Origin of the sequence: Paenibacillus sp. FSL R7-0128 (genome assembly GCF_038002245.1) — a bacterium.
Classification (GTDB): domain Bacteria; phylum Bacillota; class Bacilli; order Paenibacillales; family Paenibacillaceae; genus Paenibacillus_AQ; species Paenibacillus_AQ silagei.
On sequence record NZ_JBBOCD010000001.1, the window covers coordinates 2,250,041 to 2,275,794 of the forward strand.

General features: G+C 51.5%; 24 protein-coding genes. 20 read left to right on the forward strand and 4 right to left on the reverse strand.

What is annotated here, in order from left to right; translation table 11 throughout:
• Positions 1-53: 53 nt before the first annotated feature.
• Together NST26_RS09125 and NST26_RS09130 are read left to right on the forward strand one after the other, a co-directional pair.
• Positions 54-356 carry a YunC family protein gene (locus NST26_RS09125; RefSeq protein WP_340954676.1) on the forward strand — a complete coding sequence of 101 codons (303 nt, stop codon included), beginning with the start codon at positions 54-56 and terminating at the stop codon, positions 354-356.
• A 275-nt stretch (positions 357-631) separates the two neighbouring features.
• A complete protein-coding gene (locus tag NST26_RS09130; protein WP_036692784.1) occupies positions 632-1,093 on the forward strand; it encodes a Dps family protein in 462 nt (153 codons plus the stop codon).
• Between the two features lie 132 nt (positions 1,094-1,225).
• Here NST26_RS09130 and NST26_RS09135 read toward each other — a convergent pair whose 3' ends face one another.
• The gene (locus NST26_RS09135) at positions 1,226-1,732 is read right to left on the reverse strand and encodes a MarR family transcriptional regulator (protein WP_340954674.1); all 507 of its coding nucleotides are present in this window, start codon (positions 1,730-1,732) and stop codon (positions 1,226-1,228) included.
• A gap of 208 nt (positions 1,733-1,940) precedes the next feature.
• Between NST26_RS09135 and NST26_RS09140 the strand changes: the two genes are divergently transcribed.
• From NST26_RS09140 to NST26_RS09175, 8 genes are all read left to right on the forward strand, one after another.
• Positions 1,941-2,969, forward strand: a complete 1,029-nt coding sequence (locus NST26_RS09140) for a nitroreductase family protein (RefSeq protein WP_340954672.1) — start codon at positions 1,941-1,943, stop codon at positions 2,967-2,969.
• Positions 2,970-3,142: 173 nt separating this feature from the next.
• On the forward strand, positions 3,143-3,925 hold the full coding sequence (gene sufC / locus NST26_RS09145; RefSeq protein ID WP_036721433.1) for a Fe-S cluster assembly ATPase SufC: 783 nt from the start codon (positions 3,143-3,145) through the stop codon (positions 3,923-3,925).
• A gap of 25 nt (positions 3,926-3,950) precedes the next feature.
• Positions 3,951-5,252: a Fe-S cluster assembly protein SufD gene (sufD, locus tag NST26_RS09150; RefSeq protein WP_340954669.1), complete on the forward strand. Its 1,302-nt coding sequence runs from the start codon at positions 3,951-3,953 to the stop codon at positions 5,250-5,252.
• On the forward strand, positions 5,249-6,475 hold the full coding sequence (locus tag NST26_RS09155; RefSeq protein WP_036721439.1) for a cysteine desulfurase: 1,227 nt from the start codon (positions 5,249-5,251) through the stop codon (positions 6,473-6,475). The genes sufD and NST26_RS09155 overlap by 4 nt, the downstream gene beginning before the upstream one ends.
• Positions 6,462-6,890, forward strand: coding sequence for a Fe-S cluster assembly sulfur transfer protein SufU (gene sufU, locus NST26_RS09160; protein ID WP_036721441.1), 429 nt, complete (start codon positions 6,462-6,464; stop codon positions 6,888-6,890). The genes NST26_RS09155 and sufU overlap by 14 nt, the downstream gene beginning before the upstream one ends.
• A 30-nt stretch (positions 6,891-6,920) precedes the next feature.
• Entirely contained in the window at positions 6,921-8,318 is a 1,398-nt protein-coding gene (gene sufB / locus NST26_RS09165) for a Fe-S cluster assembly protein SufB (RefSeq protein ID WP_036721442.1), read from the forward strand.
• Between the two features lie 498 nt (positions 8,319-8,816).
• Positions 8,817-10,586, forward strand: a complete 1,770-nt coding sequence (locus NST26_RS09170) for an ABC transporter ATP-binding protein (RefSeq protein ID WP_340954666.1) — start codon at positions 8,817-8,819, stop codon at positions 10,584-10,586.
• Positions 10,583-12,451, forward strand: a complete 1,869-nt coding sequence (locus NST26_RS09175) for an ABC transporter ATP-binding protein (RefSeq protein ID WP_340954663.1) — start codon at positions 10,583-10,585, stop codon at positions 12,449-12,451. The genes NST26_RS09170 and NST26_RS09175 overlap by 4 nt, the downstream gene beginning before the upstream one ends.
• Positions 12,452-12,544: 93 nt before the next feature.
• Here the strand turns inward: NST26_RS09175 and NST26_RS09180 are convergent, their stop codons facing one another.
• Positions 12,545-12,793, reverse strand: coding sequence for a DUF7667 family protein (locus NST26_RS09180; protein WP_340954660.1), 249 nt, complete (start codon positions 12,791-12,793; stop codon positions 12,545-12,547).
• A 266-nt stretch (positions 12,794-13,059) separates the two neighbouring features.
• Here NST26_RS09180 and licT point away from each other — a divergent pair, with 266 nt between their 5' ends.
• Together licT and NST26_RS09190 are read left to right on the forward strand one after the other, a co-directional pair.
• Entirely contained in the window at positions 13,060-13,905 is an 846-nt protein-coding gene (gene licT, locus NST26_RS09185) for a BglG family transcription antiterminator LicT (protein WP_340954658.1), read from the forward strand.
• A gap of 230 nt (positions 13,906-14,135) precedes the next feature.
• The gene (locus NST26_RS09190; protein ID WP_340954657.1) at positions 14,136-15,998 is read left to right on the forward strand and encodes a beta-glucoside-specific PTS transporter subunit IIABC; all 1,863 of its coding nucleotides are present in this window, start codon (positions 14,136-14,138) and stop codon (positions 15,996-15,998) included.
• A 113-nt stretch (positions 15,999-16,111) separates the two neighbouring features.
• Here NST26_RS09190 and NST26_RS09195 read toward each other — a convergent pair whose 3' ends face one another.
• Complete coding sequence (locus NST26_RS09195) at positions 16,112-17,152, reverse strand: HD-GYP domain-containing protein (RefSeq protein ID WP_036721450.1); 1,041 nt, start codon at positions 17,150-17,152, stop codon at positions 16,112-16,114.
• A 159-nt stretch (positions 17,153-17,311) separates the two neighbouring features.
• Complete coding sequence (moaD, locus tag NST26_RS09200) at positions 17,312-17,560, reverse strand: molybdopterin converting factor subunit 1 (RefSeq protein ID WP_036721451.1); 249 nt, start codon at positions 17,558-17,560, stop codon at positions 17,312-17,314.
• Positions 17,561-17,712: 152 nt separating this feature from the next.
• Between moaD and NST26_RS09205 the strand changes: the two genes are divergently transcribed.
• The 8 genes from NST26_RS09205 (at position 17,713) to NST26_RS09240 (ending at position 25,223) form a co-directional block, all read left to right on the forward strand.
• The gene (locus NST26_RS09205; protein WP_036721453.1) at positions 17,713-19,152 is read left to right on the forward strand and encodes a bifunctional metallophosphatase/5'-nucleotidase; all 1,440 of its coding nucleotides are present in this window, start codon (positions 17,713-17,715) and stop codon (positions 19,150-19,152) included.
• A 75-nt stretch (positions 19,153-19,227) separates the two neighbouring features.
• The gene (locus NST26_RS09210; RefSeq protein ID WP_209872766.1) at positions 19,228-20,049 is read left to right on the forward strand and encodes an undecaprenyl-diphosphate phosphatase; all 822 of its coding nucleotides are present in this window, start codon (positions 19,228-19,230) and stop codon (positions 20,047-20,049) included.
• Between the two features lie 59 nt (positions 20,050-20,108).
• Complete coding sequence (locus NST26_RS09215; protein WP_036721458.1) at positions 20,109-21,215, forward strand: HD-GYP domain-containing protein; 1,107 nt, start codon at positions 20,109-20,111, stop codon at positions 21,213-21,215.
• 169 nt (positions 21,216-21,384) lie between these two features.
• Positions 21,385-22,524 (forward strand): radical SAM/CxCxxxxC motif protein YfkAB, encoded by a 1,140-nt coding sequence (gene yfkAB / locus NST26_RS09220; protein WP_339255043.1) that lies wholly within the window; start codon positions 21,385-21,387, stop codon positions 22,522-22,524.
• An 18-nt stretch (positions 22,525-22,542) separates the two neighbouring features.
• Complete coding sequence (locus NST26_RS09225) at positions 22,543-23,901, forward strand: hemolysin family protein (protein WP_036721461.1); 1,359 nt, start codon at positions 22,543-22,545, stop codon at positions 23,899-23,901.
• Between the two features lie 218 nt (positions 23,902-24,119).
• Positions 24,120-24,335, forward strand: a complete 216-nt coding sequence (locus NST26_RS09230) for a spore coat associated protein CotJA (protein ID WP_036692819.1) — start codon at positions 24,120-24,122, stop codon at positions 24,333-24,335.
• A gap of 3 nt (positions 24,336-24,338) precedes the next feature.
• On the forward strand, positions 24,339-24,605 hold the full coding sequence (locus NST26_RS09235; RefSeq protein ID WP_036721463.1) for a spore coat protein CotJB: 267 nt from the start codon (positions 24,339-24,341) through the stop codon (positions 24,603-24,605).
• Positions 24,606-24,653: 48 nt separating this feature from the next.
• The gene (locus tag NST26_RS09240) at positions 24,654-25,223 is read left to right on the forward strand and encodes a manganese catalase family protein (RefSeq protein WP_036692823.1); all 570 of its coding nucleotides are present in this window, start codon (positions 24,654-24,656) and stop codon (positions 25,221-25,223) included.
• The last annotated feature ends 531 nt before the right edge of the window (positions 25,224-25,754 follow it).

Here is a 25,754-nt window from a genome sequence, read left to right on the forward strand (position 1 = left end):
CTGAACCGTACGCATAACCTACAACGTGAATGTGAAAGGAGGAGGTGCTGCAGATGGTAACAATAGAGCCCATGCAGGTGGGCGATCATGTCCTGGTGGGGGTTGAGGTGAGGCTGCCCAAAACGACGCTGCTCAGCATCAGCACAGACAAGGGATATATTATGTGCGGGGCGCTGGACATAGGACTGCTGAACGAGGTGCTGAGCGACCGGAAGATTATTGCGGCAAGGGCTGTCGGGGTGCGCACGCTTCAACAGCTGCTGGCCGCGCCGCTGGAGTCCGTAACTATAGAAGCAGAGAAGCTGGGAATCGTTCCGGGCATGTCCGGTGCAGAGGCCCTGCTGCTAATGATGTAAGGCACATAGCGATGTGTAGTCAGCCAAGGAGCTTCCCGGCCCCTTGGCTGACTTTATTCTGTCTTGAACCGTATCATTTAGCATAACCGGCGCTTGCTTGGTTCATCCTACGGGTGAAGACACAAGCATTCAGCTAGCGGCGGGGAAGAAGGCTTGTCCGGGGTCAGGCTTGTTTCGCCCTCCAGGCAAAAGGGTAAATGGAGAATAGACAACTGCAAGGCCGGACAATGGACAAGCAGCCGGCTAAATTCAATGGATAAGGAAGGGATCATCTCATGGCTAAAGCATCAAACAAAGTGAACACCGCTTCATTGGAACAGGTACTGAACCGTCAGGTTGCTAACCTGAACGTATTGTATGTGAAAGTGCATAACTATCACTGGTATGTGAAGGGGGAGCAGTTCTTCGCCCTGCATGTGAAGTTCGAAGAGCTGTACGATGATATTACACTCAAAATGGACGAGGTGGCTGAACGCCTGCTGAGCATCAAGGGCAGCCCTGCAGCAACTATGAAAGAATATCTGGAACTGGCTACCATTCAGGAAGCCACCGGCAAAGAAGATGCCCGCGGTATGGTTCAGGCGCTGATCGAAGATTTCGCTACAGTAGCGGAAGAACTGACAGAGGGCATCGAGCTGGCGGAAGAAATCAGCGACCAGCCGACGGCAGACCTGTTCATCAAGATCCGCACGGATCTGGAGAAGAACCAGTGGATGCTGCGCGCTTTCCTGGGCTGATTGCGGGATAAATAGCACAATGATTTGAATATAGGAATAAAGTCTCCCCTGAAGGGAGGCTTTATTTATTTTTCAAAATATAAGGATTCATGTGCTTCGCATGATCCCCTTTAAAGGGCAGCGTAGCCCTTTCTACTCGAATTCACTAAGATTCAGGGGGAGCATTCTATTCTCATCAATCATCATTTGAATGAATTTCAGTGAAGCCTGCAGCTCCGGTTCCGAGAATTCACCCATTTTCTCAATGAATTTCTCCTCCAGGTTCTTGTGCATCCGGGCGTGGAGTTCAAAGAGCTGTCTGCCTTTAGGAGTAAGGCTGAAGTAGATTTCTTTCTTGTTGTCATTCATCCGGCTCCGCTTAATGCAACCATCCTGGAGAAGCTTGGTGCTGATCTTAGTGATGCTCGCCTTGGACAATTTCAAGCTCTCCGCGATGGTAGTGCTGTTGACAGGCTCGTAATTGCCGATGCAGTCGATGACATGAATACTGGTCAAGCTGGTTGAAGTGAGAGTAATCCCGTACTTCCGTGTGAGATCCGTAAATACATCCATTTCGGTTACGAAAGTCTCTTCAACTAAATGGGAGAGGTGGAGAAAACGGTCATACAGCAGCCGCTTAAGTCCTTCAGAGGAATGCATAGGGCTTAGCATCTCCTTTCTGCAAAGTACCTTTATTCTAACTTAAAATTATTAACGTGTAAACTAAATATTCAGACGAGTTATTTATAATAAATTGCTGATATTAAATTTAATAATATAGATTGACATCGTATTTCTTTCAAAATATAGTTAACTGGTAAACAATATGAATTATTGAATGCCAAACGATATTTTGGGGGGGATGAAGATGAAGGATGTGTCCACAACGGTTAGGGAACGGCGGACCATACGGAGATTCAGCGCTGCACCGGTTGAACAAGAACGGATTATTTCCTTGATAAAAGAGGCGGCTGGCTTATACGAGTCCGAAGATACGCCGCACTGGCGCTGTCTTTACTTCGGCACTCCCGAGTCCCGTGAAGAGCTGGCTGAATCCATGATGGCGAAGGTGACGGGCGGCCGGCTCGGGAAGCTCCTTCCTGCCCGCATGACAGATCTTCTAAGAAGACAAATCACGGGTACTCCCGCTCATGTAATCTTCATCGCCGAGTCCGCCGGCACGGAGCGGGAGCGGGATGAGAATTACGCGGCGGTCTGCAGCATCATGCAAACGGTTCAGCTTCTGGGCTGGGAACAGGGGCTGGGGATGCTGTGGTACACAGATCCCTTGATTCTGAGCGAATCGTTCTATAAGCTCATCGGCTGGCGTGAAGGAGAGCGGTTTGCGGGGATACTGGAAATCGGCTCCTTCGACAAAGCGCCGCGAGGACGAAAAAGAACACCGGCAGAACGGAAATGGACAATTATCGGGGAAGACAGCCGCCAGCTTGAGGATGCCGCTCCTTTCTCCGCGTACAATGTCCTTAGGCTGCTGAACGAGGCGGTCTGGGCACCGAATGACGGCATGCGGGAGCCTTGGCGGTTCATCTATGTGACGGGTGATAAGACAGAGGCATCAGGCAAACTGCAGTTCTCTGAAGAGGCACTTTCACCGCCGTTTCTGCTGGTCGTAGCCAGAGAAGAGACGGACGCGCACAAGCAGGATGAGGATTATGCCGCGGTGTGCAGCCTGATACAGAATTTTCAACTGCTGGCCCGGTCTGAAGGGTGGCAGTTGCGCCGCAGGATTCCGGAATGGGTCTATGACCGGAAGCAGTGTGAGTCCTTCGGGCTTCGTCCGCTGGAACGGATCGTCGCAGTACTTGAAGCGGGGGAACATAAGCGTTATTCAAATTCCGTTTTTCCTATTCCCGCAGTGAAGATAACCATTAATTAATTTGATAAAAAAGGGCCGATGTAATAAAATTAGTGAGAATCATTGATAATCATCCTGATTCACTTTATAATAATTATAATGTGATATAAAATCTAATTGCTTGTAATCAGGGTTAACCTGTGACAATACAACTTTCTGATTTCGCAAATCGATCAATGGAGGGAATAATAATTATGGCAGCAGAATTTGTCATTGAGGGACTGAAAGCGACGATTGAAGGAAAAGAAATTCTGAAGGGGATTAACCTTCAGATGAAGGGCGGAGAAATTCACGCCGTGATGGGACCGAATGGTACTGGTAAAAGTACGCTGGCCTCAGCTCTGATGGGTCATCCCAAGTATGTGGTTACAGAAGGTACGGCCTTGCTCGAAGGTGAAGATCTGCTGGAGATGGCAGTGGATGAGCGCGCCCGCGCCGGGTTGTTCCTCGGGATGCAATATCCAAGTGAAATCAGCGGAGTGACGAACTCCGACTTCCTGCGCAGTGCGATTAACTCGCGCCGTGAAGAGGGCAGTGAGATCTCACTGATCCGCTTCATCCGCCAGATGGAAGCCAAGATGAAAGAACTGGATATGAACCCTGAATTCCTGCACCGTTATCTGAATGAAGGCTTCTCCGGCGGGGAGAAGAAGCGTAACGAGATTCTGCAAATGATGATGCTGGACCCTAAGATCGTCATTCTTGACGAAATTGACTCCGGCCTTGATATTGACGCACTCAAAATTGTTGCTGATGGCGTGAACTCCATGCGCAGCCCGGAACGCGGATTCCTTGTTATTACCCACTATCAGCGGTTGCTTAATTATATCAAACCTGACTATGTGCATGTCATGATGCAGGGACGGATTGTGAAATCCGGCGGTCCTGAGCTGGCACAGAAACTGGAAGCAGAAGGTTACGAATGGATCAAGGAAGAGCTCGGCATTGAAGACGAAACTGTAGGACAAGAAGCTTAGAAACGCTGGAAGGAGGAAATCACTTATGACGACGCAAACCATTCTTCCCGTGGATGCACAGCAGCTCGGCGCACAATCGCAGAGCAGCGGCGAACCGGGCTGGCTGAAGGACAGCCGTTTGAAGGCTCTGGAGCTTGCCGCAGGGCTTGACCTGCCGAAGCTGGAGAAGACACGGATTGACCGCTGGAATATCAACAACTACGGGGAATACAAGCCAAGCCAGGCGCTGGCGGCACTTCAAGATGCACCGGCTTCTATTGCGGGGCTGATTGAAGGACAAGAGGAAGGCAGCCTGATTATTCAACGGAATTCAGGGGCTGTATATGCCCGCCTGGCTCCGGAGCTGGCTGCGCAAGGTGTTATTTTCACCGATTTGCAGACTGCAGTCAGAGAGCATGGAGACCTTGTTCAGCGTTATCTGCATAAGGCAGTATTGCCGGAAGAGCACTCCATCGCCGCACTGCATGCAGCACTATGGAACGGCGGGGTATTCCTCTATGTTCCGAAGAATGTTGTCATCGAGACTCCGCTGCAGGCGGTTCTGCTCACGGATGACGCTGAAGCTGCCTTTGTACCGCATATTCTGATTGTTGCCGATACTAACAGTTCGTTGACCTACGTGGATAACTACGTATCCGATAAGACTGAAGCGGGTCTGCATAACGGAGCCGTTGAAGTATTCGTAGGTGTAGGTGCCACTGTGAGATACGCTACCGTACATCAGCTGGGGCAGGATACAACGGATGTGACGTACCGCCGCGCCGTTGTGGAGAATGACGGCACCATTGAATGGATCATCGGTGAGATGAACTATGGAGATACAGCCAGCGATACCAAATCGGTGCTTAAAGGCAACGGCTCAAGCTCAGATGCGAAGGTCATTGCTGTAGGCTCCGGTTCGCAGAAGCTGAGCTATACTACACAAGCCCAGCACTTCGGCAGAAATACACCAAGTGACATGATCACGCGTGCTGTTATGCGGGATTCAGCAACCTCGATTATTAACGGAATTACGAAGATTGAGAAGGGTGCTACCAGAGCTGACGGACAGCAGACAGAGAAAGTTTTGATGCTAAGCCCCAAAGCGCGCGGAGACGCCAACCCGATCCTCCTTATAGATGAAGATGATGTAACCGCAGGCCATGCCGCTTCCGTAGGACAGGTCAATTACGAGCAAGTCTATTACCTGATGTCCCGGGGATTATCGCGGCATGACGCAGAAACACTGATCATATACGGCTTCCTTGCACCTGTTGTATCGCAAATTCCACTGGAGGGACTGCGCAATCAGCTCCAATCTCTTGTGGAAAGGAAGTTAGGCCAATGATTAGCAGTCAGATCCGGGAGCAATTTCCCATCCTGAACCAGAAGATCAACGGCCATCCGTTGGTCTACCTGGACAGTGCGGCCACTTCACAGAAGCCGCGCCAGGTCATTGAGGCGGTCAAGTCTTACTACGAATGGGATAATGCCAACGTACACCGCGGGGTGCATACCCTGGGGAGCCGGGCAACCGATGCGTATGAAGGTGCCCGCGAGAAGCTGAAGAACTTCATTAATGCCCGCAGTGTGAAGGAAATTATCTTCACACGCGGGACAACGACCGCGCTCAATATTGTAGCTTCCTCTTACGGTCCTTCCGTCCTGAAGGAAGGGGATGAGATCGTGATTACCCAGATGGAGCATCACAGCAATTTCATTCCCTGGCAGCAGCTGGCCAAGAACACCGGGGCTACCCTGAAATTCCTGCCGCTGCAAAAGGACGGTACGATCACGCTGGAGGATGCCGAGCAGACGATTACTGCCCGGACCAAGATCGTAGCCATTGCGTATGTATCCAATGTCATGGGCGTTACTCATCCTATCAAAGAGCTTGCAGCGATTGCCCACCGGAACGGTGCAGTAATTGTGGTGGACGGTGCACAGAGCACACCGCATCTGAAGGTGGATGTGCAGGACCTGGATTGCGATTTCTACGCCTTGTCCGGGCACAAGATGCTTGCACCTACTGGTATCGGTGCTCTCTACGGCAAGAAGGCGCTGCTGGAAGCTATGGAGCCGGTTGAATTCGGCGGCGAGATGATCGATGATGTCGGGCTGTATGAGTCTACCTGGAAGGAGCTGCCGTGGAAGTTCGAAGGCGGAACACCGATTATTGCAGGTGCCGTCGGCTTAGGAGCAGCGATTGATTTCCTGCAGGAGGTCGGGATGGATGAGATCCACCGCCACGAAATGCAGCTTGCAGCATATGCGGAGCAGCGGCTGTCGGAGGTCAGTGATCTGACGATCTATGGTCCCCGCAACCGTCAGGTGGGGGTAGTCACCTTCAACCTGGGTGATGTTCATCCGCATGATGTGGCCACCGTGCTGGATGCAGAAGGCGTGGCTGTCCGCGCGGGGCATCATTGCTGCCAGCCGCTCATGCGCTGGCTGGAGGTCAGCTCCACCGCCCGGGCGAGCTTCTACCTGTACAACAATGAACAGGATGTAGATGCGCTGGTTCAAGCCTTACTTAAGGCAAAGGAGTATTTCAGCTATGAACTTGGATGACTTATATAGACGCGTAATTATGGATCATTACAAAAATCCCCGGAATCGCGGCTCATTTGAAGATGACGCACTTAAGATTGAGCTCAATAACCCTACCTGCGGCGACCGCATTACGCTTCAGCTTAAGGTGGAGGATGGCGTCGTCCAGGACGCCCGTTTCAGCGGCGAAGGCTGTTCAATCAGCATGTCGTCGGCTTCGATGATGACGGAAGCGGTCAAGGGCCAATCGATAGCGCATGCGCTTGAGATGGCCGACAGCTTCTCCTCTCTAATGAAGGGTGAGGAAGCAGATTTCGGTGACTACGAAGATATTGAAGCCCTGTCCGGTGTTAATAAATTTCCGGCGCGGATCAAATGTGCCACTCTGGCCTGGAACGCGCTTCGCAAAGGCATAGATACGCAAAGAAGCTTATAAAATAATATTACACACAAGGAGGCTGACACCATGGCTAAGAAAGCGCCTGATATGGAGGAATACCAGTACGGATTCCGTGACGAGCACAAGTCGATATTTCAGTCTGGTAAAGGACTCACGGAAGAAATCGTCCGGGAAATCTCCGCAATCAAAAACGAGCCGGAATGGATGCTGGAATTCCGGCTGAAATCCCTGGAGCAGTTCCGTAAGATGCCAATGCCGAAGTGGGGCGGCAATCTGGATGATCTGGATTTCGAAGATATCCAATATTATGTTAGACCTTCCGAGAAGCAGGGCAAGACTTGGGAGGAGGTACCTTCCGAGATCAAAGAGACCTTTGACAAGCTGGGAATTCCGGAAGCGGAGCAGAAGTTCCTTGCCGGTGTCTCTGCACAGTATGAATCTGAGGTAGTCTATCACAGCATGCAGCAGAACCTGGAGGATCAGGGTGTGATCTTCACAGATACGGATTCCGCACTGCGTGATCATCCTGAGCTGTTCAAGAAGTTCTTCGGCACAATCATTCCGCCTGCAGACAACAAGTTCGCCGCACTTAACAGTGCCGTTTGGTCAGGAGGCAGCTTCATCTATGTTCCGAAGGGTGTGAAGTGTGAAGTTCCTTTGCAGGCTTACTTCCGCATCAACTCCGAGAATATGGGACAATTCGAGCGTACTCTGATTCTGGCAGACGAAGACAGCTTCGTGCATTACGTTGAAGGCTGTACTGCCCCAATCTACAGCACGAACTCTCTGCATAGTGCAGTGGTTGAAATTCTCTGCATGAAGAACGCCCGTGTCCGCTATACCACCATTCAGAACTGGGCACCGAACATCTACAACCTCGTTACCAAACGTGCGGTTGCCGAAGAGAATGCTACGATGGAATGGGTAGATGGCAACATCGGCTCCAAGCTGACTATGAAATATCCTGCGGTTGTTCTTAAAGGCCGTGGAGCCAAGGGTTCTGTATTGTCCATCGCGGTAGCGGGCAAGAATCAGCATCAGGATGCAGGCGCCAAAATGATCCACTTGGCACCGGATACCACCTCAACCATCGTATCCAAGTCGATCAGCAAGCACGGCGGCAAGGTCACTTACCGTGGACTCGCTTCCTTCGGCCGCAAGGCAGAAGGCGCGAAATCCAATATTAAATGCGATACGCTCATTCTGGATAACGAGTCCACCTCGGACACGATTCCTTACAATGAGATCATGAACGATAACATTGTGCTTGAGCACGAAGCGACGGTCTCCAAGGTATCTGAGGAGCAGCTATTCTACCTCATGAGCCGCGGTCTCTCCGAAGCTGATGCCACGCAGATGATTATTATGGGCTTTATCGAGCCGTTCACCAAAGAGCTGCCGATGGAATATGCGGTCGAGATGAACAGATTGATCAAATTCGAAATGGAAGGCAGTATCGGGTAACTAGCTGCCTCTTTCAATAACCAGGCGATATACAGTGAGTGTCCACAGAACTTTGATGCAGGTTGGTCAAAGCTCTGTGGGCACTTTTGTGTTTTATAGGAACATAAAATACCTTTTATTAGGCTTTCAAAAAGCTGCTTTGCATCGTTGAATCTTGCTATATCTTAATTGAGCAGTATTTGCGAGGAAATAGCAGCATTTAAAACTACGGGCGTCCATTAGCCCCTGCTTAAGCCCGGTTTATTCCGGAAAAAGAGGGAAAACGGTGGTTTCTCCCCTTTGCCGCATTAAATTAGGGATGATAAACTGCTTAAAGTCACTAAATTGGAAGCGCTAAAAAAGCTAGCTTACGGTGCGATATTTAGAGACCAAGTTTTTGCTTACGGAGCAGGTTACTTCGTAAAGCTAAGTTTATGCTTACGGAGCAGGTTACTTCGTAAAGCTAAGTTTATGCTTACGGAGCCAGCTTTACTTCGTAAAGCTTTAAGGAGGAGAGATATGGATGTTCTCAGGCAACTGCGGGGCTTTTATCGGGAGAAGCTGCACTATCTGATTCTGTCGATTGTATGTTTGGCGGCCGCAACTGCAGTGGGGCTTATTACCCCCAATTTGTTAAGGAGATTGATCGATGATGTTATTGTTCCCCTAAAGTTTACTGAGGTGCCCGTACTCGCTCTCAGTGTGCTTGCTGTCATTATTGTCAAGGCGTGCCTGCAGTTTGCCCATGGATTTTTCGGCGGACGGCTGGGGAATTTCCTGGCCTACCGACTGCGCAATGCCTGCTATGAGAAGCTGCAATTTCTGTCCTTCCGTTATTATGATACGGCGAAGACAGGTGACCTGATGTCCCGGCTGACCGGGGATTTGGAAGCGATCCGGATGTTCATTGGCTTCGGATTTGCCCAACTGCTGAATGTGTTTTTCATGGTTTTGTTCGGCTCCATTATGATGTTTACCATCAATTGGCAGCTGACGCTGGTTACTCTGATCACAATGCCGTTTCTGGCGGTAGTCGCACTCAGATTTGAATCCAAGATTCATCCGGCCTTTCAGGAGATGCGCCTGGCGTTAAGTTCCCTGACAACGGCTGTACAGGAGAATGTCACCGGGGTAAGAACGGTCAAATCGTTTGCCAGAGAGGCCTACGAAGTTGAGAAATTCTCACACCGTAATGAACGTTATAAAGATAATCAGATTTTTGCGGCCGAGCTGTGGAGTAAATTCTTCCCGTTCATGGAGCTGCTGGCTTCGGTCAGTGTAGCGATCCTGCTGGGTGTCGGCGGTACGCTGGTTATCAACGGGAAGATGTCGCTGGGTGAGCTGGTTGCGTTCTTCAGCCTGATCTGGTACATTATCGGCCCGGTATGGGGACTCGGGTTCCACATCAACAACTATACCCAGTCGAAGGCCTCTGGAGAACGTGTGCTGGAAGTGCTGAATCAGACAATCGATGTCCGGGATCAAGAGAATGCCCGCGAGCTTGCAGCGGCAGAAGTGAAGGGTGAGGTGGAGTTCGATCATGTCACCTTCGCTTACGGCAACAAAATGCCGGCAGTCAAGGATATTCATTTCCATGCGGAGCCTGGTGCGGTCATTGGATTCCTTGGCGGAACGGGGTCCGGTAAATCCACGATTACCCAGCTGATGATGCGTGCTTATGATGTGAATCAGGGCAGTATCAAGCTCGATGGCGTGGATATCCGCGAGTTCCAGGTCCGTAGTCTGCGCTCGCAAATATCGACGGTATTCCAGGAGACCTTCCTGTTCTCCTCATCGATCCGCAATAATATCTCTTATGGATTGAAGAATGTCAGCATGGATGAGATCATCCGTGCCGCCGAGCTGGCGAAGGCGCATGACTTCATTATGGAGATGCCGGAAGGCTACGATACGGTAGTCGGGGAGCGGGGAATGGGTCTCTCGGGCGGCCAAAAGCAGCGGATTGCCATTGCCCGCGCACTGCTCAAGAATCCGCGGATTCTTATTCTGGATGATGCCACCAGTGCGGTGGACATGGAGACAGAGCATGAGATTCAGGCCGGGTTCCAGGAGGTTATGCGCGGACGGACCACCTTGATTATTGCCCACCGGATCTCCTCCCTGCGCCATGCCGATCAGATCATTGTCATGAATGAAGGGAGAATGGTCCAGCAGGGCACCCATCAGGAATTGATTGCGGTCCCGGGACCTTACCAGGATGTGTACCGGATTCAGTATGCCGATTATTTAGCCAGGGATATGAAGCGAGAGGCGGGTGATCCGGCATGAGTCTTGAGACCTCCAAGCAGACCGCTGACGGCGTATTAAATACCGACAACAGTAAGGTTGAAGAACAGACGCTTGAAGAACGTTTTATCTACAAAGACGATGATGTGATCGACAAGGCTTTTGACTGGAAGCAGTTCACCCGCTTATTCAGCTATATGAAGCCATATGCGAAGCAGATGCTGCCGCTGGTCTCGATCATGATGATTCTGGGGACGATTACCAAGCTGACGGTTCCATTCCTGACCAGTATGGCGATTGATAAAGCGATTGCTCCAAAAGACGGAAACACCAGCTTGACGCTGCTCTACACATTAACAGCCAGTGTAATCATTCTGTATCTGATTCAATGGATTGCCGGCGTATACCGGATCAAATATACGAATGTGATCGGCCAACGGGTGATTTATGACCTGCGCTCGGACCTGTTCCGGCATATCCAGAAGCTGTCCTTCAACTTCTTTGATAAACGTCCGGCCGGATCAGTCCTGGTCCGGGTGACGAATGATATCAACTCGCTGCAGGATTTGTTCACCAACGGGGTTGTCAATCTAATGATTGACTGTGTGCAACTGTTCGGCATTATGATAATTCTGCTGCTGATCAACTGGAAGCTGGGGCTGGCTGTGATGATTACGGTGCCCCTTATGTTCCTGATCTCGACCAAGCTGCGGCAGAGAATCCGTATTGCCTGGCAGGATGTGCGTATGAAGAACTCGCGGATCAACTCCCATCTGAATGAGTCGATTCAGGGGATTCGCGTCACCCAGGCCTACACGCAGGAAGAAGAGAACATGCACTATTTCGATGCCATGAATATGGACAGCCGGAAGTCGTGGAACAAGGCCTCAGCCATGAACCAGGCATTCGGTCCGATCATTGAAGTCACCGGCGGCTTCGGGACGATGATTCTCTTCTGGTTCGGGGCTTACCTGATTCAGTCGGGAGAGCTTACGGTCGGCTTCCTGGTCGCCTTCAGCAGTTATGTCAGCAACTTCTGGGACCCGATCAACCGGCTGGGACAGATGTACAATCAGCTGCTGGTGGCGATGGCCTCCTCCGAGCGGATCTTCGAATATCTCGACGAACAGCCTGCGGTTCAGGATAAGCCGGGAGCAACCCCGCTGTCCAAGATTAAGGGAGATATTCACTTCGATAATGTTGTGTTTGAATATGAGAAGGGCCGTGCGGCACTCAAGGGCATTAATCTGGATGTCCACGCAGGCCAATCCATTGCACTCGTAGGACATACCGGCTCCGGCAAAAGCACGATCATCAACCTGATCGGCCGGTTCTATGATATCAAGAGCGGCGGCATCACCATTGATGGACGGGATATCCGCGAGGTTACACTCCAGAGTCTGCGCGAACAGATCGGGATTGTCTTGCAGGATACCTTCATCTTCTCGGGAACGATCCGCGACAACATCCGCTTTGGGCGGCTGGATGCCACGGACGAAGAGATTGAAGCGGCCGCTAAGGCTGTAGACGCCCATGATTTCATCGTCAAGCTGCCTGCCGGTTATGATACCGAAGTAGAGGAGCGGGGAAGCGCACTGTCCATGGGACAGCGCCAGCTGCTGTCCTTCGCCCGGGCGCTGCTGGCCGATCCGCGGATTCTGATTCTGGATGAAGCGACCGCCAGCATTGATACGGAGACGGAGATCAAGATTCAGGAAGCGCTGAAGCTGCTGCTTCAGGGCCGGACCTCCTTCATCGTCGCCCACCGCCTCTCGACCATCCGCCATGCGGATAAGATCGTGGTGCTGGATCACGGCGAGATCAAGGAAGAAGGCAACCATGCCGAGCTGACCAAACACGACGGTATTTATAACGGATTAATAGAAGCACAGTTCCGCTTCTTATAGAAGCACATGCAGCAGCCTGGCCCCGATGTGGGGGAGGGGCTGCTGTTTTTTTTGCGTCTGGAATGATAAGGGGGAGCGTAGAGTTCCTTCCCGTTAAGGCCGTTTTCCCGGCTTCCCGCTTACCCGGACCTCCAGCAGCTGCGTGCTGATCTCCTGCTGCCATCCGGTATCTTGAGTACCCTCTGCCAACAGAGCTTCGATATGGAGGCGGGCCATTTCCCAGCAATAGACGGTGTTGACATGCAGGCAGTGCTGAAGCTCGTCTTGCTCCGCCGGAGCCAGCGGACGCTTCTGACTAAGGGTATATAGCTCGGCAAGGCGCTGATGAACCGCAAGCATCATATCTCCTCCTTGTATTACTGTCTTCTATTAGCGTGACCCAGGAAATACGGTTTCAAACCGGAATGAAGCCTAATATGAATATTCAGATCTTTAGAATAAAAAAAGTTCTTGAAATCGCTTTTATTTATGCTACAATAACAGTAATACAGGATTGTGACCGGTAACGCGGGCAATGCCTAAGCTGATGCGAGTATCATTTTATGAATGATATTGGGATCAACTTAGGCTTTTTTTGTACAAACTATGCGTCAGGAGGTGAAATTGAGATGATTATCGAGAAGGTGCTGAACAATAATGTGCTCCTGACCAAGAACCAGAAGGGCAAGGAGGTTATTGTGATGGGCAGAGGGATTTCCTTCAATAAGGTGGCGGGGGATTATGTTGATCCTGCCAAGGTGGATAAGATTTTTCTGCTGAACGAGAATGAATTCACTGCCCGGCTGACTGAACTGCTGAATGATATTCCGGTAGCTCACCTGGAGCTGGCCAGCGGCATCGTCACCTACGCCAATGAAGTGCTGCATACAGAGCTGAACGATAATCTCTATCTGACGCTGACGGATCATATTCATTTCGCGCTGGAGCGTTTTGAGAAGGGGATTCAGCTTAAGAATGCGATGCTGTTTGAGATCAAGCGCTTTTACCGGAAGGAATTCGGGATCGGGCTGGATGCCCTGAAGATGATTGAACAGACCACCGGCCTCTCGCTGGGTGAGGATGAAGCCGGCTTCATTGCCCTTCACCTGGTTAACGCCAGAATGGATGGCACCGAGGTAAGATCGACGATCAAGATGACGGAGATCGTCCAGAACATTCTGAACATCGTTACCTATCATTATAAGGTGGTGCTGGACGAGACCTCGCTTAACTACTCGCGGTTCCTGACCCATCTGCAGTATTTTTCCATGCGGGTGCTGAAGAAGGAGACCAATAACAGCGGGGAAGAGTTCCTCTACAACCAGGTGAGGCTAACCTATGTCAAGGCTTTCGAATGCGTTGGCAAGATCAATGAATATCTGGAGAAATCCCATGGCCAGAGCCTCAGTAAGGATGAATATGTCTATTTGACGATTCACATTCAGCGTGTAACTGAACGCAATAGCCTGGAGTAACACGCAACATACGTAAGACTACAATATTTCATATATTTTCATATCATCTGTCAGGGTGTAACTGGTCATGCAGGCAAAACCTGAGCTGATGGCAAAATAGCGTGTGTTCTACGCCTTTTTTGCCTTGAGTTCAGGTTTTTCTTGTTTGCAGAGGGGAAAGATAGAAGGGCTGGCACAACTCGCCTCTGCAGCGATGCTTATATTACAGATCTCAAAAGGAGCAAACCCAAATGAGCAATAAAGACTTATCCAAACAAATTATCACACTCGTTGGCGGAGAAGGGAATGTGAATTCCGTCTTCCATTGTGCCACACGCTTAAGATTCAAGCTGAAGGATAACAGCAAAGCCAATAAAGCAGCGCTGGAGAAGACTCCGGGAGTCATTACAGTGGTTGAGAACAGCGGGCAATTCCAGGTGGTCATCGGCAACAATGTCAGCCAGGTATTCGAGCAGATTATGAAGGAAACCTCGCTTCAGGATGCGGAGAAAAGCGGCAGTGACGAAAGCTCGGAAAGCACCGGAGTTCTGGGTAAAGCGGTGGACATCATTTCAAGTATTTTCTCGCCGATACTGGGTGCACTGGCCGGGGCGGGGATTCTCAAGGGCTTGCTGGCCCTGATTCTGTCACTGGAGTGGATTAGTGCTGCCAGCGGCACATACATGATCCTCAATGCGGCTGCCGACAGCGTGTTCTATTTCCTGCCTGTCTTCCTGGCGGTTACGGCAGCGCGCAAATTCAAGGCAAATCAATTCGTGTCCATTGCCATAGCCGGAGCCTTGATCTATCCCGCAGTCATTGCGGCTGTAGGCTCACCTGACCCGCTGCACTTCCTGGGGATCAAGATCGTACTGATCAATTATTCCTCCAGCGTGATCCCGATTATTCTGGCGGTATGGGTGCAGTCGTATGTGGAACGCTGGTTCCGTTCCTTCATTCATGAGTCCGTGCGGAATATTCTTGTTCCCATGTTCGCACTGCTCATTGTTATTCCGCTTACGTTCCTGGCCTTCGGACCTGTAGGTTCAATGATCAGTGAGGGACTCGCTTCCGGTTATACTTGGCTCTACAATCTAAGTCCGCTTGTGGCCGGAGCCATAGCTGGGGCGTTCTGGCAGGTGTTCGTAATCTTCGGTGTACACTGGGGCTTCGTACCGATCATGCTCAGCAATATTGCTACACTGGGACAGGATACCATGCTGCCTATTCTCAGTGCGGCCGTTCTGTCGCAGGCCGGGGCTGTATTCGGTGTATTCCTGAAATCGCGGAACCCGCAGCTTAAGGCACTCGCCGGTTCTTCTACACTATCTGCGGTCTTCGGGATTACTGAACCAACCATTTATGGAGTTACCCTGAAGCTCAAAAAACCGTTCATCTATGCGTGTATCTCCGGCGCTATCGGCGGTGCAATTATTGCAACAGGCGGCGCAAGAGCATTATCCTTCTCACTGCCGGGTCTGCTGGCTCTGCCGACCTATTTCGGTACCGGATTTGTCTGGGTAGTCATTGGTATACTGGTAGCATTTGTACTGGCCGCTGTACTGGTGCTGGTGTTTGGCTACAAGGAGCCTGAGACAGATGCTGCTGCATCGGTTAACTTAAGTGCAACCTCGGGTACGACTACACCGACGCTGATTGATAAAGAACTGATTGTAAGCCCGCTGGCAGGAACGCTGCAACCGCTTGACACCCTGCCTGACGAAGCTTTTGCTTCCGGCGCCATGGGCAAGGGCATTGTAATCGAGCCTTCTTCCGGCATCTTAACCAGCCCTGTGAACGGAACGGTAACTACTGTATTCCCGACAGGACATGCCATCGGCATCACTTCGGAGAGCGGTGCGGAGCTGCTGATTCATGTCGGTGTCAATACCGTGAAGCTTAAGGGTCAGCATTTTACCAAAAAAGTGCAGGAAGGCGACAAGGTAGTCAAGGGTCAGCTATTGCTTGAATTTGACCTTGAAGCCATCCGTGCAGCCGGATTTGTAACCGCCACGCCTGTGATTGTCACCAACTCGGCACAATACCTTGATGTGCTTAAGAGCACAGGGACAGAAGTGCCTAGCGGTGAGCTGCTGCTTACACTTATCCGATAAAAGGATAGCCTCCCCCGGCCGGGGGAGGCTTCTGTTGGTATTCAACTTCAAGCAGCACTTCTGCGGTAACGCAGGAGGGGCTGCTTGATTTATTTTGCGTAGAGGAAATCTCTCTACTCCATATAAATCTCAACGACGGCAATTTTGCGTTCGCGGGACAGGTCAAGGAACTTGCCTTCGCTCTGTACAAGCGGACGGAAGACATCCAGCGGGTTGTTCATCACGATAACACCCATATCACCGGTGCTCAGCAGAACGCGCTTGCCGATGAAGTTAGGCATCAGGTGATTGATGAAGGCCTGGACCGGTTTGCCGTTCAGCTTCCCGAAGCTGAGGGAGTTGATCTCACGCAGAACGGAAATCAGCTCCTGCTTGGACTGATAGACCCGGTGAGTGGTCATGGCACTGTAAATATCCGCAACGGCTGCGATCTGGGCGTAAGGATGAATATCTGTCTTGGTCAGCTGCTTGGGATAGCCGGAGCCGTCCTCGCGTTCATGATGCTGCAGGGCAACCAGAGCAGTGAAAGGATCGTTCATGGAGTTCTGTATGATTTCGTACCCGTAAATCGTATGTAATTTGATCTCTTCGTATTCATCAGGGGTTAACTTACCAGGCTTATTCAGAATTGCGGGGGAGATGCGGCATTTGCCGATATCAATCAGGTATCCCGCACGCCCGATCTCGTAGCACTCTGTCTTGGAATATCCGAGCCACGAGGCAAGATAATACGAGAGCATGCCTACCTGCAGGGAATGATTGTAGGTATAGTTATCTTCCCGGTCCAGCAGCAGCAGGAGTGTCACTACGTCCTTATGTTTGTCCAGCGTGGACAAGGTCGGCTGCAGAATATCATCCACTACGGACTGATTGAAGCTGCCTTTGCTGAGCGCTTCCATATATAGAGATTCAAAACCGTCAATCGTGGTATCGAAGCTGCTGGCTGCGGCCTGAATGATTGATGTCCGGCTGGAAGGGGCGGGCTCTTCCTGTACCGTTTCAATGTCTACATAATCCACGCCGTGCTGTATCAGCTTGGCGATTTCCTCCATTTGCAGCCGTGATCCCTTAGGGAGTACATGCAGCCCGCGGGAGCTGAAGGTATCCATCCGCAGATGATCACCCGGTTTAAGATCCATCACGTGTACTCTCAATGACTAGGCCACCTTACTATAGCAATTTTTTACAGCATAGCAACAAAGTCCGCAATATTCAATGGTGTAAGAGTACTGATTGTAGCTTGCAGATTGTGCAACCCGCTGGTCCTACCCTGTTGTGTATCTATGCAGATTCGCGGAAGGGGAACGGTCCGGTTAACCGCCGGATACGGGCGGAATGAAGGCCACCTCTGAACCTTCGGTAATATCCGTATCATCAGGCGCATATTCCTGATCAACGGCTACAAGAGACACGCTGATCTGCGGCGCGGCATCGGGATAGGAGGCGGAGAGGAGTTCCTTCAGCCTGCCTGCTGTCAAAGGGGACTCCTGGGCGTGGAAGACCAGAGTGGAGGAGCCGATGATTTCGGCCAGACCGGCGAACAGCCGGATGGAGATATGCATGCTTTCTTCACCCTTTCTGGACTTAGCTTAGGACAGCTTATAATGATTACAATATACCATATTGGGTCTGAAAATGTTATGCTAACTCTAGAACTGAACAAGCCTGCCGCTTACTTTATAAACGGCTGTACAAGTGGGAGGGAAGCCAGCTTATGAAGCCTGGGCCGCAAAGATTAACCATTATTCATACCAATGATATACATAGCCACTTTGAAATGATGAGTCCGCTTGCGGCAGTGATATCCGCAATGAAGGCAGCGGCAGGCGAGGATCCGGTGCTGCTGCTTGATATCGGCGATCATATGGACCGCGCTGCTGTAGAGACGGAAGGCACGATGGGACAGGCCAACATAGACATTATGAATCTGACCGGATACGATGCAGTCACCATCGGCAATAACGAAGGCCTCACCTTCTCCAAGGAGATGCTCTCAGCCATATTTACAGGTATCCAGTGTCCTGTGGTATGCTGCAATTTCCTGGAGTCCGCTACCGGTGAGCCGCCGCACTGGATGCAGCGCCGCGCGGTTCTGGAGAAGGACGGCATCAAGATTGGACTGACCGGTGCTACGGCGGCGTTCACCTCCTTCTATTCCCTGCTCGGCTGGGATGTGCTGGACCCGGAAGAGGCGCTGCGCGAGCAGGTTCAGCTGCTTGCCCCGCAGGTGGATATCGTGATCATTCTGTCACATCTGGGGTTACCCGCAGACCAGAGGCTGGCAGAGAACCTGGAGGGCGTGCATGCCATTCTGGGCGGGCACACCCACCATATGCTGGAGCAGCCGCAGATGATTAACGGGACAGCCGTATGCGGAGCCGGCAAATTCGGCCGGTACGCCGGACGGGTGGTCTTCGAGCGGGAACAGCCGGACGGAGCGTTTCACCTGGCCGAAGGAGGCTGCACGGAAGTTGATCCTGCCTTGACGGAGGAGCTGATCGCTCCGGCGGCAGCGATCCATCTGCTGCGCGGGCGTGAGGCCCTGGAGGAGACGGTTGCCATCAGCGACCGCATGCTGCCGCTGGATCTGCAGGGGGAGTCTCCGTTTGGCAACCTGCTGGCACAGGCGGTCCGCCAGTTCACAGGCAGTCCCATCTCGCTCGTGAATACAGGCCAGCTGCTTGGCCCGCTGCCGGAAGGGAATATCACCACAGGCATGCTGCATGCCTTATGTCCTTCTCCGATTAATCCTTGTATTGTACAGCTGACAGGCAAGGATATCCGCACCGCACTTGAACAAAGTCTGATGGCAGAGTTCCGGAATAAAGTCATCTACGGATATGGCTTCCGCGGAGAGGTGCTGGGCACCCTGGCCGTGGACGGATTAAAAATCTTGTACGATCCAAGGGTCATGCCTTATGATAACGGTATTGCGATTTTTGCCGGCGGGGAGCAGCTGGAGGATACCAAGGTATATAGTGTCGGCACGCTGGATATGTTTACGTTCCGTACAGGCTACGAGAGTATAGCCAATGGCCGGGAGGCGGTATATTTGCTGCCTCATTTCCTCCGCGATCTGCTGCGGATGGAGCTGCAGCGGCCGGGGAGTCTGGATGAGTGTGAAGCGGTTCGCTGGGAGAGGCAATCCACCTGATGATCCACACCATGTTTTATTAAATTGATAGTTAACACAGTACCAGGTTTCATTGACTAGATCAGGAGGAGTAATATGGATACAATTACAGCCATTATTCTGGCAATTGTGGAAGGAATCACGGAGTTCATTCCGGTTTCTTCGACGGGACACATGATTCTAACGACTAAGCTTCTGGGATTTAACGAGCAGGATTCGATTATGAAGACGTATGAAATTGTGATTCAACTGGGGGCTATACTGGCGATTGCGCTGGTCTACCGCCAGCGGATTGTGGATCTGCTCGGATTCGGCCGCAGAGACAGAGGGGGCGTAATGCCGGCAGCCCGTCTGAACCTGATTCATGTGCTGCTGGGCATTGTGCCTGCGCTTGCTGTAGCTTTTTTTGCCCGGGACTTCATTAAAAGCCTCTTCGGGGCATCCACCGTCCTCTGGGCGCTGGTCGCAGGCGGTATTCTGATGATCATTGCCGAATGGGTCAACAAACGCAAGATCCGCGTGACGGCGCATGATCTGGATGATCTGTCCTACGGGCAGGCACTCTCGATCGGACTGTTCCAGATTATTTCCGTCCTCTGGCCTGGCTTCTCCCGTTCCGGCTCGACCATTTCCGGGGGGATGCTGAGCGGAGTGAGCTACAAGGCCTCGGCCGACTTCTCCTTCCTCATCGCGATTCCGATTATGTGCGCGGCCTCGGGGTATGAGCTGCTGGATTCCTACAAGAATTTCACGAGTGAGACGATCGGGTATTTTGTCATCGGCTTCATTATTTCCTTCATCGTGGCTTATGTGGTGGTAGTTCTGTTCATGAGAATGATCCAGAAGATCAGACCGACGCATTTTGCCATCTACCGCTTTATCCTTGCAGCCGCCTTCTGGCTGTTTATTATGCGTTGATTCTCAGCTTGGCATCACAGAAAAGCAATTTTACCGTTTAAAGGCAGGAGTGAGCCAAGGTGCGTCTAGTATCCGTCAATCGGCTTCAGGCCGGAATGAAGCTGGGTAAAAAAATATATAATGATGAAGGGCTGGTTCTGCTTGCGGACGGAGTGGAGCTTACCGATTCCCTGATCAAGCGGCTCGCCAGAATCGATATCGGCTATATCTATATTGAGGATTCGCTCACGGAGGATATTGTGATCCCCGGAATGCTGCAGGACGAGACGCGCAATCAGGCGCTCAAGGTCATCCGGAACCAGTTCCAGCAGATGTCCGGCGCCTCGGGAATTACCAAGGGCTTTTATCATCTGGATAAGAAGTTCTCCAAGGTGATGGATTCCATCCTTGATGACATGTCCCTGCAGGAGGACCCGATGATCATGCTGCTTGACATGCACACCGCTGATAACTACCTGTATGTCCATTCCCTGAACGTATGCCTGTATACGCTGGTGCTGGGGATTGCCCACGGCTACAGCAAAGAAGAGCTGCGGGTCATTGGGCTTGGTGCGCTGCTGCATGATATCGGCAAGACGCAGATTCCTGTCAAAATTGTTCAGAAGCCCGGTATGCTCAGCGAGGAGGAATTCCGCCATATGCAGGCGCATACCGAGATCGGATACCGCATTCTCAAGGAAGAGCCGAATATTCCTCTGCTGGCGGCCCACTGTGCCCTGCAGCATCATGAACGGATTGACGGCTCCGGCTATCCGCGCGGCCTGACGGGTCCGCAGATCCATGAATATGCGAAATGGCTGGGGGTCGCCGATTCCTATGATGCGATGACCTCCAACCGGATTTACAAAAAAGCCATGCTGCCCCATCAGGCGGTAGAAGCGCTGTATGTCGGCTCAGGAACTTTGTATGAGCAGAAGCAACTGGAGTTATTCAGAGACCGCGTGGCCATCTATCCGCTGGGACTTACGGTGAAGCTCAGCTCCGGCGAGAGTGGCGTGGTGGTCAAGATTGACCCCAGCACACCACATCGGCCTGTTGTCCGGGTGCTGAATGGACCCGAAGGCGAAACGGTTACCCCCTATGAGCGTGATCTCAGCAAAGCCCTCTCTGTAGTCATTGTGGATGTGACAGACGGGGGAGAACCTGTAGTGAAAAGTACCGGATAGGTGTTCTGCGCAGCGAGGAGAGAATAGGGTATCTGCAGGAATTGCGGAGCTGTATTCTCCGCCTTGCTGTTTTTTTGAGTAGTCGTGGTATGATATAGCTTAAGTTATCGTTCTTTTTCTTTTGTTTTGGGTTAATAATAAGGAATAAGCATTAAAGGAGCATTAAGAAATGAGTATATTAGAGCCATCATCTATAATCCCTGTAAAAGAGCTGTCGCCGGAGTACGATCCATGGGATCCGATTACTTCACTCCGCGAATACGGGCAGCATGTGCTGACCAGTGTAGAGATGACGGTCACGAATCTATGCAATATGCGCTGCGAGCATTGCGCCGTCGGCGACAGTCTTACGATGAAAGAGGGAGAGCTGCTGCCTTTAACCAAGATGCTGAAGCGTCTGGACGAGGTAGAGCACCTGCAGACTATCAGCATTACGGGCGGGGAGCCGATGTTCCGTGCCGGGACGGTGGAGAATACCATCGTACCGCTGCTGAAATATGCGCGGGAGCGGGGCATCCGTTCGCAGATCAACTCCAATCTGACCATGCCGTATTCCCGTTATGAGCAGTTGCTCCCTTACCTGGATGTCATGCATATCTCGTTCAATTATGTGAACGGCGATGACTTCCACGAGGTGGGCTTCGCGAACAGCGGGCACCCGGTCTCGAAGGAGGCCGCCTACCGGCTGTATGATACGATGCTGGAGAATTCCCGCCGGCTGAGCAGCGACGGAATGCTGATCTCTGCCGAGTCGATGATCAACTATCGTACACACACCAAGCTTCCCGAGATTCACCGGCTGATCGGGGACATGGGGGCTAGACGGCATGAGGTACACCCGATGTACGCATCCAGCTTCGCCTCGAAGCTGCCTGTGCTGTCGCTCCGGGAGATGAATACTGCTATTCATTCCCTCCTTGACCATCGTGACCCGGAGATGTGGATGCTGTTCGGCACGCTGCCGTTCTTCGCCTGCAGCTTCCTGGAGGAAGACCAGCAGCTGCTGAGCAGACTGCGCAGCGAGAAGAATGTAACGCTGCGCAATGATCCGGACGGAAGAAACCGGGTCAATGTCAACCTGTTCACGGGCGATGTCTTTGTAACAGACTTCGCCGACATATCCGCCTTTGGCAATATCAGCGACTCGAAGCTGGATGACATTTTCACGGAGTGGCAGACTAAGCATCCCTTGAATCAGCAAGTGAATTGTTACTGTGATGCGGCAGGCTGCTGCGGGCCTAACCTGCTCGTGGCCGATATGTATTATCCCGGGGTCGATTTCAAAACCAGAAAAGCGATCACCTTGTAGAAATGGGGCGTTATTATAGTGCATACGGAATTTGAAATAGGAAGATTAGTGCTTAATCTTTTGCTCGTTCTGGTGCTCGTATTATTAAATGGTGTATTTGTTGCGGCGGAATTCTCGCTGGTTAAGGTCAGACAGTCCCGTCTGACCCAGCTGGTCAGCGAAGGGAACAAAATGGCGGGATATGCGCTTAAGGTCAACAAGCGGCTGGATTCGTATCTGTCGGCCACCCAGTTCGGGATCACACTCGCTTCCCTTGGACTCGGCTGGGTCGGGGAACCGGCGATCTCGGAGCTGCTGGTGGAGCCCCTGATGTACCAGATCGGTGTTACTGACCAGACGCTAATCTCAACGGTATCTGTGATTATCGGCTTCTCGATTATTACCTTTTTACATATTGTGCTGGGAGAACTGGCACCGAAATCTCTGGCTATTCAAAAAACGGAAGGGTCAGCACTGTTGTTGTCCGCTCCGCTGATGTTCTTCTATAATCTGTTTCTGCCCTTCATCTGGGTGCTGAATGCGTCAGCGAACGCTCTGCTGAGATTGTTCGGCGTGGAGCCGGCCAGTGAAGCCGAGGCTGCCCATTCGGAGGAGGAAATCCGCATTCTGATGAATCAGAGCGCGAAGAGCGGGGTGATCGATCAGGATGAGATGAAGCTGATGGATAACATCTTCGAATTCTCGGACCTGCTGGCCCGTGAGGTGATGCTGCCGCGTACCGATATGGATGTACTGTACAGCAATCTTCCGCTGGAGGAGAACATGCGGATCATTACGGAAACGAAGCATTCGCGTTATCCGGTGGCCTTCGAGGACAAGGACCGGATTATCGGCTTCATCCATATTACGGATCTGCTGTTCGCCCCGCCGGAGCAGCAGAATGATCTGGCTTCCCTGGTCCGGCCGATTCTGAACGTGCCGGAATCGATGGAGATCAGCCATGCGCTACGGCTGATGCAGAAGAACAAGGCCCAGCTGACGCTGGTCGTTGACGAGTACGGCGGAACGGCGGGGCTGCTGACCGCTGAAGAGATTCTGGAGGAGATCGTCGGCGATCTGCATGACGAGTTCGAGGATGAACGCCCCAGCGTAGAGCGTAACGGCGATTACATCTCCGTAGAGGGCCGGATGCTGATTGAAGACGTCAACGATCTCACAGGCGTCGTGATTGAGGATGACGAGGTGGATTCCATCGGCGGCTGGCTGTTCAAGGAGCTGGAGGGCAATCCGTCTAAGGGCAAGAAAGTTGTGGTAGGCGATGTCACCTTCGAGGTGGAGGAGTCCACCCGGCTGCGGATCACCCGGATCAACATCCACCGCGAGCCGCCGCCAGAGTCCGAAGAGGATGCGGAAGCCGTGGAAGAGGAGAAGGAGTAAGCAGAAGTGTAACTCGTATTTTTTAATAGAGCAGGGTACTTCAGAAGCCGGTTTGCAGGGCTTTTGGGGTCCCTGTTTTTTTGTTGCTTAGGGCGATTTTATTGGGCAGTTGTTCTTTTCCACCCTTGGACTGTCATAAGTTAGTTACGAAGGTAACGATCAGAGATCTGGACATCCATCAGGCAATGCCGTCAAAACCTTACGAGGAGGAATGATCATTGAACTCCCAGGATCGCGTATGGACACCGTACAGGGGACCGTTTGATCCTTGTCCGCCGGTGCCGTTCAAGACGTATGTTGTGCCGCCGAATCAATTCGTCACGTTTCAGCCCCCGAATCTGCCGCAGTTCTCCCTGCCGGAGGCGCTCAAGCATGGAACGTTATGGCCATCGCTATACAGCCCTTATGAATCCAAGTTCAAAGGAGGGAAGTAGGCTATGGAAGCTAATCCTTGCGAGCCCCGTTATTACGAGATGCTGGAGCAGCTGCAGGTACTTGATTTTGCACTCGTAGAGCTGAATCTGTACCTGGACACTCATCCGCAGGATGTGAAGGCGATTGAGCAGTTCAATCAGCTGACGTATGAGCGCACCAAGCTGGCGAACCAGTTCCAGGAGCTATACGGACCGCTGCAGAATTTCGGCCGCGCCTATTCCAAGGCTCCATGGCAATGGAGCGAGAGTCCCTGGCCTTGGCAAGTCTAAGGCATGAAGCGGGGAATGAAATAGCCTTAAGGAGGGGGAAGTTCACGAATGTGGATCTATGAGAAAAAGCTGCAATACCCGGTGCGTGTCGGCAAATGTGATGTGCGGATGGCCCGGTATCTGATGGAGCAATACGGCGGTGCGGACGGCGAGCTGGCTGCGGCGCTGCGCTATATGAACCAGCGGTATGCTATACCCGATAAGGTAATTGGTGTACTAACGGATATTTCCACTGAGGAATTTGCCCACCTCGAAATGATTGCCACCATGATCTACAAGCTGACCAAGGACGCCTCGGTGCAGGAGCTGGAAGCCGCAGGCTTAGGCCCGAACTATGCGCAGCGGGATCATGCCTTGTTCTATAACAACTCTGCGGGTGTTCCGTTCACAGCTGCCTACATCGCTGCGAAGGGAGATCCAATCGCGGATCTGTATGAGGATATCGCCGCCGAGGAGAAGGCCCGGGCTACATACCAGTGGCTGATTGACATGACCGACGATGTGGATCTGCAGGACAGCCTCAAGTTCCTGCGCGAGCGGGAGATCATTCATGCGATCCGGTTCAAGGAATCGGTGCAGATCTTGATTGAGGAGAAGGATAAGAAGCGGGTGTTCTGAGCAAGAATTATAGTACATTTAAAAGACCGTTCTCTACTATAGAGAGCGGTCTTTTATGTTCTGGGGTGATATTTTGCGTGAATTTATTGATACGATTATCTACACGAAGGAAGAAAACGGGATTAATTTGAAAATCATTATAAAAGAGTGACACTTTTCACCATTCTAGTGGAATGCTACCTTGCCAAACGCTAAAACCTCTATTTCCATTATACAGGTAAAGACCCAAACTGAGCGCGTTTCCTTAAAATTGACCCGTCCCATAGTAATTGGTCAAGTCCCCAATTAGTAGACATTGGAAAAAGCCCTAAGTTGCAAGCTGGCGTCAGCTTGTCTAGTTTACTTTGTGCCTCAATATTTCGTATATCATAAGGATAGAGAGTTTCTACTCTTCAAATGTGATAAGAAACTCTCAATTAAGGCAATGTATATATGAAACAGTGGCTTTTAAGGTGTATTATCGGATATGTAAATATTTATTTGGGAACCGAATTTATTATATTGCGTAGTTAAAAGTATCTCCGATCCATA